This window comes from Cruoricaptor ignavus, from assembly GCF_900141665.1.
GTDB lineage: Bacteria > Bacteroidota > Bacteroidia > Flavobacteriales > Weeksellaceae > Cruoricaptor > Cruoricaptor ignavus.
In genome coordinates this window covers 26123-45080 of sequence record NZ_FQYI01000001.1, presented here as the reverse complement: position 1 = coordinate 45080, position 18958 = coordinate 26123, and the positions used below count along the sequence as shown (strand labels likewise).

Annotated in this window: 17 protein-coding genes; 8 read left to right on the top strand and 9 right to left on the bottom strand. The window is 47.5% G+C overall.

Annotation, left to right across the window (positions count from 1 at the left end):
• Positions 1-229: 229 nt before the first annotated feature.
• From rimO to BUB43_RS00215, 3 genes are read right to left on the bottom strand one after another with little or no spacing between them, the layout of a single operon-like run.
• Complete coding sequence (gene rimO / locus BUB43_RS00225; protein WP_073177191.1) at positions 230-1534, bottom strand: 30S ribosomal protein S12 methylthiotransferase RimO; 1305 nt, start codon at positions 1532-1534, stop codon at positions 230-232.
• A 53-nt stretch (positions 1535-1587) separates the two neighbouring features.
• Positions 1588-2988 (bottom strand): MFS transporter, encoded by a 1401-nt coding sequence (locus BUB43_RS00220; RefSeq protein WP_073177189.1) that lies wholly within the window; start codon positions 2986-2988, stop codon positions 1588-1590.
• Between the two features lie 5 nt (positions 2989-2993).
• On the bottom strand, positions 2994-4199 hold the full coding sequence (locus BUB43_RS00215) for an RsmB/NOP family class I SAM-dependent RNA methyltransferase (RefSeq protein WP_073177187.1): 1206 nt from the start codon (positions 4197-4199) through the stop codon (positions 2994-2996).
• A gap of 90 nt (positions 4200-4289) precedes the next feature.
• Here BUB43_RS00215 and BUB43_RS00210 point away from each other — a divergent pair, with 90 nt between their 5' ends.
• Complete coding sequence (locus BUB43_RS00210) at positions 4290-4622, top strand: zinc ribbon domain-containing protein YjdM (RefSeq protein ID WP_073177945.1); 333 nt, start codon at positions 4290-4292, stop codon at positions 4620-4622.
• Positions 4623-4625: 3 nt separating this feature from the next.
• Here the strand turns inward: BUB43_RS00210 and BUB43_RS00205 are convergent, their stop codons facing one another.
• The gene (locus tag BUB43_RS00205) at positions 4626-5564 is read right to left on the bottom strand and encodes a sulfate/molybdate ABC transporter ATP-binding protein (RefSeq protein WP_073177185.1); all 939 of its coding nucleotides are present in this window, start codon (positions 5562-5564) and stop codon (positions 4626-4628) included.
• 164 nt (positions 5565-5728) lie between these two features.
• Here BUB43_RS00205 and BUB43_RS00200 point away from each other — a divergent pair, with 164 nt between their 5' ends.
• The 3 genes from BUB43_RS00200 to secG all read left to right on the top strand — a co-directional run bounded on the left by BUB43_RS00200 (position 5729) and on the right by secG (position 9557).
• Positions 5729-7042, top strand: a complete 1314-nt coding sequence (locus tag BUB43_RS00200) for a M16 family metallopeptidase (protein WP_073177944.1) — start codon at positions 5729-5731, stop codon at positions 7040-7042.
• A gap of 4 nt (positions 7043-7046) precedes the next feature.
• Complete coding sequence (locus BUB43_RS00195; protein ID WP_083541121.1) at positions 7047-9125, top strand: M16 family metallopeptidase; 2079 nt, start codon at positions 7047-7049, stop codon at positions 9123-9125.
• A gap of 93 nt (positions 9126-9218) precedes the next feature.
• Positions 9219-9557, top strand: a complete 339-nt coding sequence (gene secG / locus BUB43_RS00190; protein WP_073177181.1) for a preprotein translocase subunit SecG — start codon at positions 9219-9221, stop codon at positions 9555-9557.
• Positions 9558-9603: 46 nt separating this feature from the next.
• On the opposite strand, the gene BUB43_RS00185 is transcribed toward secG, so the two are convergent.
• Positions 9604-10440: a glycosyltransferase family 2 protein gene (locus BUB43_RS00185; protein ID WP_073177180.1), complete on the bottom strand. Its 837-nt coding sequence runs from the start codon at positions 10438-10440 to the stop codon at positions 9604-9606.
• Positions 10441-10443: 3 nt separating this feature from the next.
• Positions 10444-11055 carry a recombination mediator RecR gene (recR, locus tag BUB43_RS00180; protein ID WP_073177178.1) on the bottom strand — a complete coding sequence of 204 codons (612 nt, stop codon included), beginning with the start codon at positions 11053-11055 and terminating at the stop codon, positions 10444-10446.
• A gap of 184 nt (positions 11056-11239) precedes the next feature.
• Here recR and BUB43_RS00175 point away from each other — a divergent pair, with 184 nt between their 5' ends.
• Together BUB43_RS00175 and BUB43_RS00170 are read left to right on the top strand one after the other, a co-directional pair.
• Entirely contained in the window at positions 11240-11539 is a 300-nt protein-coding gene (locus tag BUB43_RS00175; protein ID WP_073177176.1) for a nucleotidyltransferase domain-containing protein, read from the top strand.
• Positions 11540-11549: 10 nt separating this feature from the next.
• The gene (locus BUB43_RS00170; protein WP_073177174.1) at positions 11550-12989 is read left to right on the top strand and encodes an aminoacyl-histidine dipeptidase; all 1440 of its coding nucleotides are present in this window, start codon (positions 11550-11552) and stop codon (positions 12987-12989) included.
• Positions 12990-13055: 66 nt separating this feature from the next.
• Here BUB43_RS00170 and BUB43_RS00165 read toward each other — a convergent pair whose 3' ends face one another.
• A complete protein-coding gene (locus BUB43_RS00165) occupies positions 13056-13385 on the bottom strand; it encodes a 2Fe-2S iron-sulfur cluster-binding protein (protein ID WP_073177172.1) in 330 nt (109 codons plus the stop codon).
• A gap of 103 nt (positions 13386-13488) precedes the next feature.
• Positions 13489-14541, bottom strand: coding sequence for an NAD(P)/FAD-dependent oxidoreductase (locus tag BUB43_RS00160; protein ID WP_073177170.1), 1053 nt, complete (start codon positions 14539-14541; stop codon positions 13489-13491).
• Positions 14542-14659: 118 nt separating this feature from the next.
• Here BUB43_RS00160 and BUB43_RS00155 point away from each other — a divergent pair, with 118 nt between their 5' ends.
• Positions 14660-15430: a DUF3108 domain-containing protein gene (locus BUB43_RS00155; protein ID WP_073177167.1), complete on the top strand. Its 771-nt coding sequence runs from the start codon at positions 14660-14662 to the stop codon at positions 15428-15430.
• Positions 15431-15476: 46 nt separating this feature from the next.
• Here BUB43_RS00155 and pheS read toward each other — a convergent pair whose 3' ends face one another.
• A complete protein-coding gene (pheS, locus tag BUB43_RS00150; RefSeq protein WP_073177166.1) occupies positions 15477-16487 on the bottom strand; it encodes a phenylalanine--tRNA ligase subunit alpha in 1011 nt (336 codons plus the stop codon).
• Positions 16488-16593: 106 nt separating this feature from the next.
• On the opposite strand from pheS, the gene BUB43_RS00145 reads away from it, so the two are divergent.
• Complete coding sequence (locus BUB43_RS00145) at positions 16594-18939, top strand: ATP-dependent helicase (RefSeq protein WP_073177164.1); 2346 nt, start codon at positions 16594-16596, stop codon at positions 18937-18939.
• Positions 18940-18958: the final 19 nt, after the last annotated feature.

The following is an 18958-nucleotide window of genomic DNA, read 5'->3' as shown; positions in this document are numbered from 1 at the left end:
AGTTTTGTTAGTTAATGTTTCTTAACGAACTGTTAAATAAATGTTAACCCATTGTACAAAATGCCTATCCAAGCCATTTTCCAATGATTCTTAAAAAGTGTTAAATCTAATAGGTAAGTGTTAAGATAATTAACATATTGGATTAGGGATTAGAATTGATATAAGGTGTAGAATATTGATAATCAGATTGTTAAAACAAAAAAGCTGAAGTTTTTCTCAGCTTAATTTTTTAGTCAACAATCTCACCATACAGATCGAATTCTTCCGCAGAGGTTATCAGTACATTGGCAAAATCTCCGGGCGAAATGTAGGCATCCTTTGCCGAAACAAGCACCGTGTTATCAACATCCGGCGAATCATATTCCGTTCTGCCCACAAAATAATTCCCTTCCTTCCGATCAAAGATGCACTTGAAAACCTTCCCGATTTTCCGCTGATTTTTCGCCCAGGAAATCTGCGCCTGTACTTCCATAATCTCTTCCACACGCCTTTCCTTCACATCCTGCGGCACATCGTCTTCCAGCGCAAAAGCCGCCGTATTTTCTTCGTGAGAGTAGGTGAAGCAGCCCAGCCTGTCGAATTGCTGCGCTTCCACCCAGGCTTTCAGTTCCTGAAATTTCTCCTCCGTTTCACCGGGATAGCCCACAATTAATGTAGTGCGGATGGCCATATCAGGCACCTTCTCGCGAAATTTCTGCAGCAGCATGTTCGTTTTTTCGTGCGTGGTTCCGCGCTTCATGGATTGTAGAATTTCCGTGTTGATGTGTTGCAGCGGAATATCGATGTAGTTGCAAATTTTTTCTTCTTCCCGAATCACATCCAGCACATCTTCTGGAAAGCCCGATGGGAAGGCATAGTGCAGCCGTATCCATTGTATGCCGTCCACTTTTGCTAGCGCTCTCAGCAGCTCTGCCAGTGCCCGTTTTCTGTAAATATCCAGGCCGTAATATGTGAGGTCCTGGGCGATCAGGATGAGTTCCTTCGTGCCTTGCCTTGCCAGGTTTTCCGCTTCCAGCACCAGTTTTTCGATGGGCGTGGAGGTGTGTTTTCCGCGCATCAAAGGTATGGCGCAAAAACTGCACGGCCTGTCACAGCCTTCGGAAATTTTCAGGTAGGCATAGTGCTTTGGCGTGGTGGTAAGCCTTTCGCCTACAAGTTCGTGGCGGTAATCTGCGCCAAGATGTTTCAGCAAAATGGGTAAATCTCTCGTGCCGAAATATTGGTCAACATTGGGAATTTCTTTTTCCAAATCCGGCTTGTATCGTTCTGAAAGACAGCCCGTTACAAATACTTTTTCAACTTCGCCGCGGTTCTTCGCTTCCACGAAATCCAGAATAGTGTTGATGGATTCTTCCTTTGCATTATCGATGAAGCCACAGGTGTTGATTACCACAATATCGCCCTTTTCTTCGTGCACCACATCCTTTCCGGAAGCCTTTAGCTGCCCCATCAAAACTTCGGAATCGTAAAGGTTTTTCGAGCAACCCAGCGTTACGATGTTGATTTTTTTCCGTCCTGTAGATTTTGTGCGCATCAGCGAAAATTTGCGGCTGCAAAATTACGAAACTTAAACACTGGTCACAAGGCTCATTGGCGGCTCCGCAAATTATCTCCATCAGTAAGCTGCAGTCTGCGGAATACCCCGGATGAAAGTACGGTGAAAATTCCTATGACGAAAAAGGTATAGCGAAAGGCGAGATGGCTGCTGCCGACGGTGACCGGAGAGTTTTGGAAAAGTTTCAAAACCACCAGTCCGAAGGCGATACCGAAGCCAATTGCGAGCTGCTGGTTTACCGCAATCAGAGAATTCCCGGGGCTGGTGAGGTTATTAGTTAAATCCGCCATAGCGATGGTATTCATAGCGGTAAACTGGATAGAATTAAAAAAGCCAAGTACTGCCACGATGGGCAGGAAAGTGTAAGTATTGGCGTGGATTCCGGGAATGCCGAGACAGCAGATCAGAAGCCCGATGATCACGGTATTAGTCATCAAAATTTTGCGGTATCCAAAGCGGTTCAGCAGTCTCACCACAGCAGATTTGCCGAGCATTGAAGTCAGCGCCATTGGTGCCACGATCCATCCAGAAACTACGGCGCTCTCCCCAAATTCCACCTGGATCATCAGGGGAACAAGCAGCGGTACCGAGCTGATACCCAGCCTGGTAGCCAGATTGCCAAGGATGCCGATCCGGAATGTGCGCAGGCTAAAGAGCGATAGCGGGAAAAGCGGGTTGCGCGCCCGCCGGGCATAGCGATAATAAAAGTAAAGCATTGCAAAGCCAAGAACGGCAACCAGGAGTACGATAGTAATTTTGCTTGAGTGTCCCAGCATCTCTAGCGACATCGAGAGCGCCAGGGACCCTGCTGCAAAGAGCAGGAATCCGGCAAAATCAAAATCCGGGCTGGTGCCGTAGTAATCTGGCATATACTTTAAACCAAAAATAATTCCCGCCACAGCGAATGGAATATTAATGAGGAATATCCAGTGCCAGCTGAGGTATACCGAGAAGTAGCCGCCTACCAGCGGCCCGAGTACCGGGCCTATGAGGGCGGGGATGGAGGCATAGTTCAAAGCACTTACAAATTCATCTTTCGGGAAGGTCTTTATCATAGCGAGCCTGCCCACCGGCGTCATCAGGCTACCCCCGATTCCTTGTATTATTCTCGCAAGCACCAGCGTATCCAGGTTCGGGGAGGCGGCGCATAGTAAAGAACCGATGCCGAACACCGCCAGCGCACCGAGGAAGACGCGCTTCGTACCGATGCGGTCAGCCAGAAAACCGCTCGCCGGCATACACACCGCGAGCGTAAGCACATAGCTGATGATGGCGTTCTGCATATTGAGCGGCGATTCTCCGATGTCTTCGGCTATCGCCGGCAGGGAGGTGTTCATAATCGTGGAATCCAGCATCTGCATAAACATCGCAGTGGCAAGAGCCCACGGCAGGAACTTTTTTTCCGGAGTGGAGCGGTCTAATTTTTTCGCCATCAGACTTAATTTTTTCTCTCCAGCAGCGCCATATAAAATCCGTCAAAACCTTCGCTTGGTAAAATTGTTTTTTCCTTTACGAGATTAAAATCTGCATTATTCTTCAAAAAAAGAGAAACCTGCTGCCCATTTTCTGAAGGGAGTACCGAGCAGGTGGCATACACCATTCTACCGCCCTTCTTCACGATTTTGGAATATTCCTGCAAAATCTGCCGCTGCTCATCCTTGATTTTTTCGATAAAGGCTTCATCGATCTTCCATTTCGTATCGGGATTTCGGCGCAGCACGCCAAGCCCAGAGCACGGCGCATCAATCAGCAGTCTGTCCGCTGAATTATGCAGCCGTTTCACCACTTTATTGTCGTCAATCAGCCGGGTTTCTATATTATGTGCACCGGCCCTTTTGGCGCGGCGTTTCAGCTCGGCAAGTTTCCAGTTGAAAATATCCAGAGCGATAATCTGCCCCTTATTCTGCATCAGCGCAGCGATGTGCAGCGTTTTTCCGCCAGCACCTGCACAGGCATCCACCACGCGCTGTCCAGGTTTTACATCCAGAAATTCCGCAATCAATTGTGAGCCGGAATCCTGCACTTCGAATAGGCCATTTTTAAATGCAGAAGTCAGGAACACATTTTTCTTCTCTTCCAGCTGAACGGCGTCAGGAATATTTTTCACGCGGAAGCTTTTCACGCCTTCGTTTTCCAGTTCGGTGATTAGGTCTTGCGCATTGGTTTTCAGCGTGTTAGCCCGAAGGATTGTGGGTGCCTGCTCGTTCATAGCCTTCATTTCCTTTTCCCAATTTTCGCCAAGTTCTTGGGTAAAGGTTTCCGCCAGCCAATCCGGTATGGAAAATTCTATCGCTTTCGTCGGCACTTTTCCTTTCTTGATTTTCGCCTGGATGTCCGCCGTTTTTATCCCGTCAAATTCATCGAAGCGTTTGAATTTCGTGTCCGTCCAAAGCAGGTAGGCAAGGATGAGTTTGTAGATGTTGCCCGGTTTTGCGCCTTCACCTATGAAATATTCCAGCCGCTTTTTCCAGCGGATGATGTCGTAGAAAATTCCAGAAACCACCGCTCTGTCGGCGCTTCCCCATTTTTTATTCGCCTTCAGCAGCCGCTCTATCACCTTGTCGGCATATTTATTTTTTTCGAAAAAAGTTTCGTTCAGCGCATCGTGAATGCCGATGAGCAAGTTCCTGTGAATGAGTTCCATCAAATAGTGAGTGAATTTGCAAAATTAGCGAAATGAAATTCAGCGCGCACCATATATATAATGTGTAAATTTGCGGAAAATTTTTTTGAGATGACGGAACTTCCGGCTTGCCCGCAATGCCAATCGGAATTTACTTATGAGCAGGATGGAATGGTGGTTTGCAGCCAGTGCTTCCACGAATTTAACCCTGATGAAGCGGGAGATTCTGAAAAAGTTTTCGACAGCAATGGCAATGAATTGCAGAACGGCGATGCTGTGGTGGTGATAAAGGATCTGCCGGTGAAAGGCGCGCCAAAGCCTGTGAAGGCGGGCACAAAGGTGAAGAACATCAGGCTTCGCCCGGATTCTGACCATAATATCGACTGCAAAATAGATGGTTTCGGTGCGATGGCGCTGAAATCGGAATTTGTGAAGAAGGCCTGAAGATTATTCCGAAAAACACACCTGCACCTTTCCTGAAACCGGCTTCAGGGAATGGAAAACAAAATCTTCACCGGCAATATTGACGCGGTTTCTGTAATAGCTTCCAGCAAAAAGGCTCTCGATGATTTCGCCGGAAATTCCCTTTTCGCAAAGCTGAATTTCGTGCGGAAAGTAGAATTTTTTCCCGAGATTAAATTGCGCTCTCTGCTCTGCTGAAATTACATTCACTTCGCCAAAAAGTTTGGCAATGTATTCGCTATCCTGCTGATTGTAAATTGTTTTCGGTGAATTTTGCGCGATGATTTTGCCGTCCTTCATCACGATAATTTCATCGATCCAGGGCAAAATTTCCTGCAGATTGTGCGTGGATATCAGCACGGAAATATTTTTCGCTTTGGCATAGTTCAGCACATTTTCGCGAAGTTCGGCACGCCGCGAAAAATCGATATTGCTGAAAGGCTCATCCAGCAAAAGCAATTTTGGAACCACGGAAAGTGCCCTTGCAATCGCAATTCTTTGCTGCTGTCCGCCGCTAAGAAACTGCGGTTTTACATCGGCAAAATCCTGCATCCCTACCACCCAAAGCAATTCTTCCACGGTAGATTTTTTCAGGGATAAATTGCTGTTGCTCAGGAATTTACCCACATTTTCCGCAGCTGTGGAATAGGGCAGGAGGTCATAATCCTGCGCTACCAGTTTCATTTCCCTTTCGCCGGGCACCAAATTTCTTTTCGGGCCGAAAAGCGGTTTTCCATCGAAGAAAATCTCGCCACTTTGCCAATCAAGAAGGCCGTAAATCAGGCTTAGTAGGGAGGTTTTTCCGCAGCCCGATTCGCCGGCTAAAGCCACGATTTTGCCCTGCCCAATTTCAATATTTAGATCCTGAAAGAGCGGTTTTTCTAGCGAATACGAAAAATGTAAGTGGCGGATTTCCAAAAGCATACAGCAAATTTAATCAAAATACAAAAGCAAAAACAAATAAAGATTGACTTTCTGAAATCTGCTGAAACGACAGGGGGCAAATTTAGAATAATGAACTTATCAATTTAAAAGATTTCGATTGATTGAAAATTTTTTATCTTTACAAAGTTTTCAATGATGTTTTTATGAAAAAAAGTATTCTTTCTGTGGCGGCTGCAGCCCTGCTGGGATCCGTGGCGAGCGCACAGCAGATTAAATTTGAGGAGTACGACCTTCCCAACGGTCTGCATGTAATTCTGCATCAGGATAATACCGTGCCGGTGGTAACTACAGGGGTGATGTACCATGTAGGCTCCAAGGATGAGGAGATTGGGCGTTCCGGTTTCGCGCATTTCTTTGAGCACCTGCTCTTCGAGGGTACGCAGAATATCGGGCGCGGAGAGTGGTTTAAGATCGTATCCAGCAACGGAGGTACCAACAACGCGAACACGACCAACGACCGCACCTACTACTACGAAACCTTCCCGAGCAACAATGAGCAGCTGGGGCTCTGGATGGAAGCGGAAAGAATGCGCAGCGGGCAGGTGGAGCAGATAGGCGTAGATACGCAGCGCGAGGTGGTGAAGGAAGAAAAACGCATGCGTATGGACAACCAGCCGTATGGTAATCTTTTCAACTCCATCCTCGCCAATACCTTTAAAAACCACCCTTACCGCTGGTCGGTGATTGGCTCTATGGAAGACCTGAATGCTGCACAGCTGGTGGAGTTCCGGAATTTTTACAAAAAATATTATGTACCGAACAATGCTGTGCTCGTAGTGGCTGGCGACATCCAGCCGGAGCAGACAAAAAGGTGGGTAGAAACCTACTTCGGCGGTATCCCGAAAGGCGTGGTTGCTGAGAAAAAATTCCCACAGGAGCAGCCGATTACCAAAGAAACGGAGGTAACGGTTACCGATGCCAACATCCAGCTGCCGGCATACATCTACAGCTACCGCACGCCATCCAACAAGTCGCGAGACGCCAGGGTGCTAGACATGATTTCCACCTATCTCAGCGGCGGGAAGTCTTCCGTGCTTTACAAAAAACTAGTGGACGAGCAGAAGAAAGCCCTGAGCGTAAGCGCCAACAGCATAGGCTTCGAGGATGCAGGTGTATTTGCATTCTTCGCAATCCCGATGGGCGCCACGCCAAAGGCAGACCTTCAAAAGGTAATAGACGAGGAAATTAAAAAAGTTCAGACGAGCCTAATTTCCGAAGAGGATTACCAAAAACTGCAGAACAAATTTGAAAATGAGTTTGTAAATGCGAACTCCACGGTGCAGGGCATAGCGAGCTCGCTGGCCACCAACTATATGCTGATGGGCGACACGAACCTAATTAACAAAGACATCGACATCTACCGCTCCATCACGCGAGAGGAAATCCGCGATGTGGCGAAGAAATATCTGAACAGCAATCAGAGAGTGATCATCAATTATGTACCGGAAAAAAAGTAACGACATGAAAAAGCTAATATACCCGCTGATTGCTGCGTCCTTATTTGCGACCGGCTGCCAAAACCAGAACAACGCTACGAAAAAAGTGGTGACAGACCAAAATATTAACACAAAAACCAAGGGCGGCATCGACATAAACAAAATGCCTGTATCCACAAAATCGCCCACTGTAAACATCACGGAGCCGAAATCCTTCCGTATGGAAAACGGCCTTACGGTGATGATTGTAGAAAACCATAAGCTGCCGCGCGTAACGGCATCCCTCTCCATAGACCGCCAGCCGGTGCTGGAGGGCAACATCGCCGGAGTGAGCGACATCCTTGCGAACCAGCTGGGCGAGGGCACGAAAACGATGAGCAAAGATGCCTTCAACAAGAGAATCGATTATCTCGGTGCTTCGCTGAATTTTACCCAGAGTGGCGCCTTTGCCAATTCATTATCCAAATATTTCCCGGAAGTTTTCGGGATGATGGCAGATGCAGTGAAGAATCCGAGATTTGACCAGAAAGAGGTAGAAAAGGCGAAAGACCGCGAGATAGAAAGCCTGAAAGTGGATGAGAAAAGCGCAGATGCCATCGCCCGCAGAACAGGGAACGCCGTGATTTATGGCAAAAATACTTCCCGCGGGGAATTCCCTACCGAGCAGAGCATCCGCAGGGTTTCGGCGCGCGATGTGGAAAATTATTTCCACAAGTACTATGCACCGGATCAGGCTTACCTCGTTATCAGCGGGGATATTAAATATGATGAGGCAAAAAAACTGGCGGAGCAGCACTTCAGCGGCTGGAAGAAATCCGGCACGGTATTCCCTGCGCTGGAGCCAGCCAATAATGTTGTCAGGACGGAGATAAACATCGTAGATGTGCCTTCCGCAGTGCAGTCAGTCATCAGCGTGGGCAACCTTACCGAGCTTAAAATGAGCGATCCAGATTATTTCGCGTCTATGGTTGCCAACTACATCCTCGGGGGCGGTGGAGAATCCCGCCTGTTTATGAACCTTCGGGAGAAAAACGGCTTTACCTACGGGGCCTACTCAGGGCTTAGCGTCAGCAAATATTCGCCGAGTTTCCGTGCAAACGCAAGTGTACGAAATGAAGTGACTGACAAGGCGGTGGTGGAATTTATGAATGAATTGAACGGTATAGGCACTGTATCCGAAAAGGAACTCGCAGATGCGAAGGCAAAGCTGAAGGGCGATTTCATCCGCTCTCTGGAAAGGCCGGAAACTCTGGCGCGCTTCGCCGTGAATCAGAGAATTTACAATCTGCCAACGAATTTTTACCAAAATTATTTAAAATCCATCGATGCCGTTACGGTAAATGATGTGAAGAAGGCCGTTCAGCGCAACATTCTTCCAGGGCAAAGCCGAATCTTCATCGCCGGCAAGGCTTCCGAAATCGGAGAGCCGCTGGAGAGACTCGGCTACGATGTGAAGTACTACGATACGAATGCCAACCCTGTGGCAAAGCCTTTGGCGAAAAAAGTGGATGCTAATGTAACGGCGGAAACTGTTGGCAAAAAGTACATCGACGCAATCGGCGGAGAAGCTAATGTGAAGAAAATAAAATCGGTAAGCACGGAGGCTTCCGCAAAGCTTCAGGGTATGGAGCTTACGATGCTGAGCACGATGGCAGAAGGCGGAAAAACCCGGACGGAAGTAAAGATGATGGGACAGACGATGCAGAAAATGGTGTTCGACGGGAAGGCTGGCTATATGGAAGCGCAAGGACAGAAAATGCCGATGCCTGCCGATGCTGCGGCAGAATTGGCAAACCGCGCGCTTTTCCCGGAGCTGGATTTTAAAGGTGCGCAGCTTTCCGGCATTGAAAACTTCAACGGTGAAGATTGCTATGTGGTGAAAAGCGGCACTACAACCTATTATTACAGCGTGAAAACCGGGTTGAAAACAGGTGAAGTGCGCACAATTGCCGGGCAAACCATCCCTACAATGTTCGCAGATTACCGCGATGTTTCCGGGGTGAAGATGCCGTTCAAGATTACGCAAACCATTGGTGGTATGAATCTTGAAATGACGGTGACTTCCCAACAAGTGAATGTGGCGAAAGACTCTGATTTTCAGTAAAATTAAAATTTGTAATACAAAAGCCGCTCAGAAAATGGGCGGCTTTTTGTTTTGGCGGAAAATCCTTACATTTGCACTCAAAATTTTTGCAGAATGAGCGGTGTTTTCGTTTTATTTATGGTACTTCTGATGATATTGAGCGTGCTGCTCATCATTATAATAATGGCGCAAAACCCTAAAGGCGGCGGCCTTTCGGCAACTTTTGGCGGCAGTTCTTCGGCGCAGTTTGGCGTGCAGCGCACCAATGATTTTATGGAGAAAGCTACCTGGATCCTTGCCTGCTCCATCGTGGTACTCGTAACCCTGAGCGTGGTAATGACTGCCACGCCGAACCAAACGCAGCCGCTGCCGACCAAGCCTAAGCAGACCGCACCTGTGAATACTCAGCCAGTAAAACCTGGGCAGCCTGCGCCTGTAGCTCCCGTGAAATAATCAATTTTAGTTATTAGAATAGCCTGCTGAGAATACAGCAGGCTTTTTAATGTAACCGTATTACGAGCATATCGTAAAGTTTGCGGATGCGTAAACCTGCCGACATCACGAGAAATTCCAGCGGATTTTTTCGGTAATATTTATTGACGAAAATTGCCATAGCACCGTAAAACCGGTCGAGGTATTTTTGATTTTTTTCCGTGCTTTGGCCTTTGTGATGCAGCAGTTCGTGCTTGCCGTAGTAGAAATTTCGGTAGCCGTTCAAAATCAAAGTGTAGCACAAATCAATATCTTCACCGTACATAAAATAGGCTTCATCGAAACCGCCAACTTGGTGAAACACAGTGCGTTGCACCAGAAGATTTGCACCAGTTATCACTTCCACTTCTGCAATGGCAGTAAGCGGAATATCGTTTCGGTAGTAATTTTTCTGCGACTTTTTCCCTTTGGAATTCAGGAAAAGTTTTTTGAAGGAATACACCAAATCGGGAACTGAGCGCTTGCTTTCTGGAAGAAAATTCCCGTCTTTATCGTGCATCCGCAAGCCAAGGCAGCCGAAATTCGGCGTGCTTTCCGCAAAGTCGATCAGCTCTGCCAAATAAAAATCCTTCAGCTCGGTATCAGGGTTCAGGAAGTAGAGAAAATCGCCCTGTGCTTTGGCGGCAGCCTTATTGTTCGCCTTGCTGAAGCCTTCGTTTTTTTCATTAGCGAAGAATTTCACGGCAGGAAATTCCGCCTGAAGTTGCCTCCAGGAATCATCCGGCGAATTGTTATCAATCACGATAATTTCGTGCGGCACATTGGCAAAACGGACGATGGAATTCAGGCAATTCCGCAGCAGCGCAGTCACATTATAATTGACGATGATAAAACTGACCTTCATCCGCTAACTTTTTTCGTTATAAGGCTGGCGGTTTTGGATGGATCTTCCAAGCGAAATTTCGTCAGCATATTCCAGCTCATCACCCACCGAAATTCCGCGGGCTATCGTCGTAAAATTCACTGGTAAATGCCTGAATTTCTTGTAGATATAGTATGCCGTGGTATCGCCTTCCATCGTTGCGCTCAGCGCAAAAATCACTTCGCGAACCTGCCCGCTCTCAATTTTTTTCTCGATGGATGAAATATTCAGCTGGCCTGGCCCAATGCCCTCCATCGGTGAAATCCTACCGCCAAGAACCAAATATTTCCCAGAAAATTTCCCTGTATTTTCAATGGCCATCACATCGCGCACATCTTCCACAATGCACAGAGTTTCGGAAATTCGCTTTTCGCTGACGCAAATTTCACAAACTTCTGAGTCGGAAAAATTGTGGCATTCCTTGCAGTACCGAATTTCCGTGACCATTTTTTGCAAGGCATCGCCCAAGGCTATGGCCTGGCTTTCGGGCTGGCGCAGAAGATGCAGGGCAAGCCTTAGCGCTGATTTTTTGCCGATGCCCGGAAGACCGGAAATTTCTTCCACCGCCTTTGCCAAAACCTTGCTCGGAAATTCCATCGTGCAAAGATAGGGATTTAGCATTGGTAATGGATAATTAGCAATTTGTAATGATATTGCTGTAATTTAGTTTTTGTAAAATTTGTAAATTTGAAAAAAGCTTTAATTGCAAAGAAAGGCTTTTTCAGGCTTTGTCAACTGAGCGGTGCAGAGAGATAATTGACCAAACAAAAAAATTAACACAATGGATCAGGCAGCAGCTATAAACCTAGCCAGGCAGTACAAATCCTGCGTACAGAGGCTGATTGAAGATGCAGAGCTGATAATGTTTGGCTCTTTTGCAAAAGGCTCTTTCACGGATGACAGCGATATTGATATTGCCATCATCGTTGCTGAAATGCAGGGTGATTATTTTGATATTGTGCCGAAACTTTGGGAACTTCGTGGCGAAATTGACAGCAGAATTGAGCCTGTGATGATTGAAAAAAACTTTGACCCTTCTGGTTTTCTTGCCGAAGTTGAACGCACAGGGATTAGAATCTAAACAAAAAATTATGGAAGTAAAACATCTTGAGCCACAGGCCATTTGGAAAAACTTCGCGGCACTGAACGAAGTTCCGCGGCCTTCTAAAAAAGAGGAAAGAGTAATAGAATTCATCCGGAAATTCGGCGAAAATCTCGGATTGCCTACAACAGTGGATGAGGTTGGGAATGTAATCATCCGGAAACCTGCATCTTCCGGTATGGAAAATCGCAAACCCACCGTGCTGCAGTCGCATCTTGATATGGTGTGCCAAAAAAATGCGGATGTTGATTTTGATTTTGATACTCAGGGCATTCAGATGGAGACCGACGGTGAATGGGTTTGGGCGAAGGGCACCACGCTTGGTGCTGACAACGGAATTGGCGTAGCATCGATGATGGCAGTTCTGGAAAGCAGCGAATTGGCGCATCCTGAACTGGAAGCGCTTTTCACGATTGATGAAGAAACTGGAATGACCGGCGCTCTCAACCTGAAGCCTGGAACGCTGAAGGGCGAAATTCTGTTAAACCTTGATACTGAGGAAGATGACGAGATTGATATTGGCTGTGCAGGCGGTGTGGATGTGACCGCCACTACAAAATTTGAGACGGTGCAAACCTCGGTTGATGGCGTGAAAATTTCCGTGAAAGGCTTGCAGGGCGGGCATTCCGGAATGGATATCATCAAAGGGCTTGGCAATGCCAATGTGATTTTGGGCAGGCTGCTTTATGCAGGCCTTGATAGTGGTTTAAAACTCATCAGCATTGATGGCGGCGGTTTGAGAAACGCCATTCCCAGAGAGGCTGTGGCGGAAATTTCCGTGAAAACTGCCGATGATTTTTTGGCAAAGGCTGAAAAATTAAAATCCGAAATCCTGGATGAATTTGCATCGCTGGAAAAGGATTTGGAGATAAAAATCGAAAAAGGCGGCATTTCAGGAAACGCAGTATCTGACGAAGATTCCCGAAAAATCATCCTTGCGCTAAAAGCCGCACACAACGGCGTTTACCGTATGTCGCCCGATGTGGAAGGCCTTGTGGAAACTTCCAACAATATTGCTCGGGTAGAACTGAAAGACGGCAATTTCAAGGTGCTTTGCTTGTCGCGCTCTTCCGTGGAATCCACCAAAATTGCGGTGGCAGAACAGCTCAAATCTGTATTTGAACTGGCGGGAATGAGCGTGGAATTCGGTGGCTCCTATCCAGGCTGGAAACCAAAGCCCGGCTCAGAAATTGTGCAGGTGATGGAAAAAATTTACCAAGAAAAATTCGGCGCAAAACCTTCCGTAGTGGCTTGCCATGCAGGTTTGGAATGCGGCATCATCGGTGCCCACTACCCTGAAATGGAAATGGTAAGCTTCGGGCCTACAATCCGCGGCGCACACTCCCCGGACGAAAAGGCAAGCGTGAAATCCGTACAGAAATTCTGGGATTTCCTTCAGGATATTTTGAAAAATATTCCGGAAAAGTAAAGAGGAAGGTTGCTGAAACGGCAACCTTTTATCTTTATTCCTGGCTCTTACATCTTGACTTTAAAATCAAGGATACGGCGCCAATTCCACTGACAAGCCTTCCAACTCTTCCGTGATTGGAATCTGGCAGCCCAGCCTGGAATTGTCTTGCGTATGAAAGGCCTCGGCGAGCATCGCATCCTCATCGGCTTCCATCGGCTGCAGTTTTTCCGCGCCTTCCAGCACATAAATCTGGCAGGATGCACACATCGCCATACCGCCACAAACACCTATGGTGCCTTCTTCCGCAAGCTCGTGAGCGCGCACAACTTCCATCAGGTTCATCGACATATCTGTGGGCGCCGCCACCTCGTGCAGCACGCCGTTTCGGTCAGTTATTTTCAGGTTAATTTCCATATCTAAATCAGTGATAATTGATTAGCGAAGGAAGAATCGTTGCAACATCTTTCCTTAAAATTTTCACGGTCAAAATCACTCATCAATTATCATTTATAAAAAATCAGTCTATCTTCTTCACCACCGCTTTTTCGGCCTCCTTTCTTGAGCCGTCAAAGCCGTCCACACCGCTTACCGTGGTGTATTTCAGCACATATTTCTTGCCGGGATTCAGCCTTTGGTAAACGCTTTGGCACATCAGCGTGGCTTCGTGAAAACCGCAAAGAATCAGCTTCAGCTTGCCAGGATATGTGTTGATATCGCCGATAGCGTAAACGCCTTCGATGTTCGTCTGATAATCCAGCGCATTATTCACCACGATGGAATTTTTATCGATTTCCAGCCCCCAGTTCGCGATTTCGCCGAGCTTTGGCGTAAGCCCGAAAAGCGGCACGAAGAAATCCGTTTCCACATCGGTACGCTCACCTTCCCGCTCTATCGTCACGGCTTCCAGCTTTCCGTCGCCTTTCAGCGCCACGATTTCCGCCGGCGTTATCAGGTTGATTTTTCCCTGGTTTCTCAGCGCCTGCACTTTATCCACAGAATCGAGAGCGCCGCGGAATTCGTTTCTGCGGTGCACCAGCGTAACTTCTGAAGCCACATCGGCAAGGAAAATGCTCCAGTCCAGCGCAGAATCTCCACCACCTGCAATCACAACGCGCTTGTTTCGGAAATGCTCCGGGTCTTTCACGAAATATTCCACGCCTTTATCTTCGTAATCTGCAAGATTTTCCAGGACAGGCTTTCTCGGCTCGAAGGTTCCCAAACCGCCGGCAATTGCCACGGCTTTCGCACGGTGCACGGTGCCTTTGTTCGTCACCACCTCAAACCACTCATCGTCAATTTTGGTTAAAGTCTCCGCCGTTTCAGCAAGTGTGAAACCGGGCTGAAACTGCTTAATCTGCCCCATCAGATTATCCACCAATTCACCGGCACCAACCGACGGATAACCGGGAATATCGAAAATCGGTTTTTTAGGATAGAGCTCGGCGAGCTGCCCGCCAGGCTGCGGCAGCGCATCGATGATGTGGCATTTTATCTTGAGAAGCCCTGCTTCAAAAACGGCGAAAAGCCCAGTAGGCCCAGCGCCGATAATCAGCAAATCCGTTTCAATCATTAAATTTTCCTTTTAATTTACAAAATTACAAAAATTAAGGCTCAGAGAAAAAAGTGTAAAGTTGCCCGACCCAAAAAGGAAATTTAGGTTTGGCAGAAATTTTGCAAATGTCGCCACTATGAAACGAATCATTTATTTTTTCTCTCTGTTTTTATTTCTTGCCGCCAATGCTCAGCCCAGTAATGTGAGCACTAATGAAAGGCTCCATTTTCGTGTTCATTACGGGCCTATTAATGCAGGCACCGCTACGCTTACCACGCAGGCAGTGCGCTACCAGGGACAGCCCCACCTTTATGTAAGGGGTGTGGGGAAAACTACTGGCGCGGTAAAAGGTCTTTTCAAAGTGGAAGATTATTACGAAAGCTACATCAACCAGAATACTGGGCTGCCCAGCTATTATGTACGGAATGTACGCGAGGGCGGCTATACTCAGCACCTTACCGCGGCATTTAACCACCAAAGCAATACGCTTATTTTAAAGGATAAAAAAAATCCCGCCAATCCGGATAGGGCTATCAAGTTTCCTGCCGGTATGCAGGATATGCTCTCTGCATTCTATTATCTTAGGGGCTTGCCCGCCTCCCAGCTGACCGTAGGATCTGTTCATAATGTAAATGTCTGGATCGATGACGAGATGTTCCCCTTCCAGCTGAAAGTAGCAGCGGTTGAGAACCTGAAAACCCGTTTCGGCAGCATCAGCGCTCTAAAAATTTTACCGGTGGTAAAGAGCGGGCAGGTTTTTAAATCCAAAGAAAGCGTGATAATGTGGGTAAGCAACGATGCCAACCACATACCGCTAGCCATCAAGGCCGACCTCGTGGTGGGATCCATACGGGCAGATATCGAGAGTTTCTCCAATGTGAAATATCCGCTATATTTTACCAAATAACGAAAGCCTAATAAAGAGGCTTTTTTTATGCATTTTTAAGATTTGCTCATACGCTCCGGAATTGCCTTAGCATCCTCAGGTCATTTTCAAAAAACATCCTGATGTCGCCAATTTGATACAGCAGCATCACGATGCGCTCTATGCCCATACCAAAGGCGTAGCCGGAAAATTCATCCGGGTTGATATTCACATTTTTCAGAACGGCAGGGTCCACCATTCCACAGCCCATAATTTCCAGCCAGCCTGTGCCTTTCGTGATTCTGTAATCGGTCTCAGAGTTCAGGCCCCAGTAAACATCCACCTCTGCGCTTGGCTCGGTGAACGGAAAATACGACGGTCTCAGCCGAATTTTCGATTTGCCGAAAAGTTCCGTAGTAAAGAACTGCAGCGTTTGTTTCAAATCTGCAAAGCTTACATTTTGATCGATGTAGAGCCCTTCAATCTGATGGAAAATACAGTGCGACCGCGATGAAATGGCTTCGTTTCGGAACACTCTTCCCGGCGACAAAATGCGGATGGGTGGCTCGTGCGATTCCATATAGCGCACCTGTACGGATGAAGTGTGTGTGCGCAGCAGCACATCGGGATTTTGCTCGATGAAGAAGGTATCCTGCATATCTCTTGCCGGATGATATTCCGGAAGGTTCAGCGCGGTGAAGTTGTGCCAGTCGTCCTCAATTTCCGGTCCGTCAGCCACTGCAAAACCTATGGACTTGAAGATTTCAATGATGCGGTTTTTCACCAGGCTGATTGGATGGCGGCTGCCCATTTCCATCGGGAAGCCTGGCCTCGTCAGGTCTTCTTTCGCCTCCGTTTTTGCGGAAGAATTTTCAGTTTTAAAATTTTCAATGCGCTCATTTACAGCCTGTTTCAGCGCATTGATTTTCTGCCCGAATTCTTTTTTCTGCTCGTTCGGCACTTCTTTGAATTTGGCAAAAAGATCGTTCAGGATGCCCTTTTTCCCACTGAATTTAACGCGGAAATTCTCCAGGGCTTCTTTGGATTCCGGGCTGAACTTCGCCACCTCCAGCAGCAATGCGTCTATCTGCTCTAACATAAATTTGGTTTCAGGTTTACAAAAATAAAAATTTAGACCATAAGAATAGCAATTGCGCTCGACGCCTCAAATTTTCCTTATTTTTGCAAATTAAACTATTCCTGGTTTGGAAGACTATCTGAAGGGATTGAACGAGCCACAGTACGAAGCGGTAACTACCACCGAAGGACCGCTGATGGTGCTTGCAGGCGCAGGCTCCGGGAAAACGCGCGTGCTCACGATGCGCATCGCGCACCTCATCACGAACGGTGTGGACCCGTTCAACATTCTGGCGCTGACCTTTACCAATAAAGCAGCCCGCGAAATGAAGGACCGCATAGCAAAAGTGGTGGGCACAAGCAATGCGAAGAGCATCTGGATGGGGACTTTCCACTCGGTTTTCGCACGCATCCTCCGCAGCGAAGCGCATTACTTGGGCTTCCCAGCGAATTTCACGATTTATGATACGCAGGATTCGCTCAATGTGCTGAAGAAAGTTATCAAGGAAATGAACATCGACGGCGACCTCTATAAGCCGAAAAAGGTGATGTCGCGCATTTCCAATTACAAGAACAACCTCATCACGGTGAAGGCTTATTTCGAAAATCCTGAGCTGATGGAGGCTGATGAGAGGGCGAATATGAAATTCACGGGCGAAATTTACCGCCGCTATGTGGAGCAGTGCTTTCGGAACGGCGCTATGGATTTCGATGATTTATTGCTGAAAACCAACGAGCTACTTACAAGATTTCCGGAAGTTCTGGCGAAGTATCAGGACAGGTTCCGCTATATTCTGGTGGATGAGTATCAGGATACGAACCATTCCCAATACCTGATTGTGAAGGCGCTGGCTTCGAAGTTTGAAAACATTTGCGTGGTGGGGGATGATGCACAGTCCATATATTCTTTCCGCGGCGCGAATATCTACAACATACTGAATTTCAAGAAGGACTATCCGGATGCTGCCATTGTCTCGCTGGAACAGAACTACCGCTCCACGCAGAACATCGTAAATGCGGCCAATGTAGTCATCGCCAAAAATAAATCTCAGTTCAAGAAAAATGTGTTTTCCGAGAATGAGCCCGGCGAGAAAATCAAGGTTTACCGCGCTCTTTCCGATGCCGATGAGGCGGGGTTTGTAGCTACGAACATCTGGGATCTGCACAATTCTCAACAGCGGCATTTCAGCGATTTCGCAATCCTCTACCGCACCAATTCTCAGACGCGCGCCTTTGAAGATGCCCTGAGAAGGCGCAACATTCCGTATCGCGTTTTCGGCGGGCTTAGCTTTTACCAAAGGAAGGAGGTGAAAGATCTGCTGGCGTACCTACGGCTTTTGGTGAATGAAAATGATACGGAAGCCCTGCTCAGAATTATCAACTATCCTGCCCGTGGAATAGGCGAAACCACGCAGAACAAGCTCATCGCCTTTGCAGATTCTCAAGATATTTCCGTGGCGAAGGTTCTGGATAATATCGGCTTCTACTCGCAGCATTTAGCCTTAAACAATGCGGCAATTACGAAACTTGCAGATTTCTGGGCGATGATAAAGGCATTCCAGGCGATGCTGAAAACCGAGAATGTGTACACCGTGGCGATGGAAGTGGCGAAACGCAGCGGCCTCATCAAATTCCTGAAGGACGACCAGACACCAGAAGGCATTTCCCGCGTGGAAAATGTGCAGGAACTTATGAACTCTATGCAGGGCTTCATCGAAGAGCAGCAGCAGCTGGAAGACGGCGATGCATCGCTATCCGGCTTCCTGGAAAACATCGCGCTTTCCACAGATCAAGACAATAAGGATGACGGCGGCGATAAGGTTTCGCTGATGACCATCCACCTTTCCAAAGGCCTGGAATTCCCGGTGGTTCATATGGTTGGTCTGGAAGAAAATCTCTTCCCGAGCTTTATGAGCAGCAGCACTAGGGAAGAGCTGGAAGAAGAGCGGCGGCTATTTTATGTAGCGCTCACAAGGGCGGAAAAACAGGCTTTCTTCACCTATGCAGTGCAGCGTTTCCAATGGGGGAAAATCACCGATGCTGAGCCGAGCCGCTTCCTGAGCGAAGTGGATGCGGAATATCTGGAATTCATTAATCCAGCTGTAGAAAGCCGCTTCGTGAATCATTCAGGGCTAAGGTCAAGCATTTTCGATGACACGCCAAGTATGCCGCGAAGTTTCAACAAAATTCAGCCAAAAAGGAAAATTCGCGCTACAGATACGCCGCCACATCAAGCGGAAAAAATTTCACCTAAATTAACGCCGGTAGCTTCGGCGAAAATCATCAACCCGAGCGGCAAATCGAGCGACAATATTGAGGTGGGCGACAAAGTGCGGCACGACAGATTTGGCATCGGGGAAGTAAAATTCCTGGATGGTACAGATCCTGAAAACATCAAAGCGCGCGTACTCTTCCAAAATGAAGGCGAAAAAAACCTGATACTAAAGTTCGCAAAGCTGGAGAAAGTGGAATGATGAGTTTTTGAGATCATCC

Coding starts and splice junctions, on each gene's coding strand:
- BUB43_RS00165 (WP_073177172.1), bottom strand. CDS start 13,385: ATGGAAATTAACCTGAAAATAACTGACCGAAACGGCGTGCTGCACGAG.
- BUB43_RS00155 (WP_073177167.1), top strand. CDS start 14,660: ATGAAACGAATCATTTATTTTTTCTCTCTGTTTTTATTTCTTGCCGCC.
- BUB43_RS00160 (WP_073177170.1), bottom strand. CDS start 14,541: ATGATTGAAACGGATTTGCTGATTATCGGCGCTGGGCCTACTGGGCTT.
- BUB43_RS00215 (WP_073177187.1), bottom strand. CDS start 4,199: ATGGAACTCATTCACAGGAACTTGCTCATCGGCATTCACGATGCGCTG.
- BUB43_RS00210 (WP_073177945.1), top strand. CDS start 4,290: ATGACGGAACTTCCGGCTTGCCCGCAATGCCAATCGGAATTTACTTAT.
- BUB43_RS00185 (WP_073177180.1), bottom strand. CDS start 10,440: ATGAAGGTCAGTTTTATCATCGTCAATTATAATGTGACTGCGCTGCTG.
- BUB43_RS00200 (WP_073177944.1), top strand. CDS start 5,729: ATGAAAAAAAGTATTCTTTCTGTGGCGGCTGCAGCCCTGCTGGGATCC.
- BUB43_RS00175 (WP_073177176.1), top strand. CDS start 11,240: ATGGATCAGGCAGCAGCTATAAACCTAGCCAGGCAGTACAAATCCTGC.
- BUB43_RS00170 (WP_073177174.1), top strand. CDS start 11,550: ATGGAAGTAAAACATCTTGAGCCACAGGCCATTTGGAAAAACTTCGCG.
- rimO (WP_073177191.1), bottom strand. CDS start 1,534: ATGCGCACAAAATCTACAGGACGGAAAAAAATCAACATCGTAACGCTG.
- BUB43_RS00195 (WP_083541121.1), top strand. CDS start 7,047: ATGAAAAAGCTAATATACCCGCTGATTGCTGCGTCCTTATTTGCGACC.
- BUB43_RS00220 (WP_073177189.1), bottom strand. CDS start 2,988: ATGGCGAAAAAATTAGACCGCTCCACTCCGGAAAAAAAGTTCCTGCCG.
- secG (WP_073177181.1), top strand. CDS start 9,219: ATGAGCGGTGTTTTCGTTTTATTTATGGTACTTCTGATGATATTGAGC.
- recR (WP_073177178.1), bottom strand. CDS start 11,055: ATGGAATTTCCGAGCAAGGTTTTGGCAAAGGCGGTGGAAGAAATTTCC.
- BUB43_RS00205 (WP_073177185.1), bottom strand. CDS start 5,564: ATGCTTTTGGAAATCCGCCACTTACATTTTTCGTATTCGCTAGAAAAA.
- pheS (WP_073177166.1), bottom strand. CDS start 16,487: ATGTTAGAGCAGATAGACGCATTGCTGCTGGAGGTGGCGAAGTTCAGC.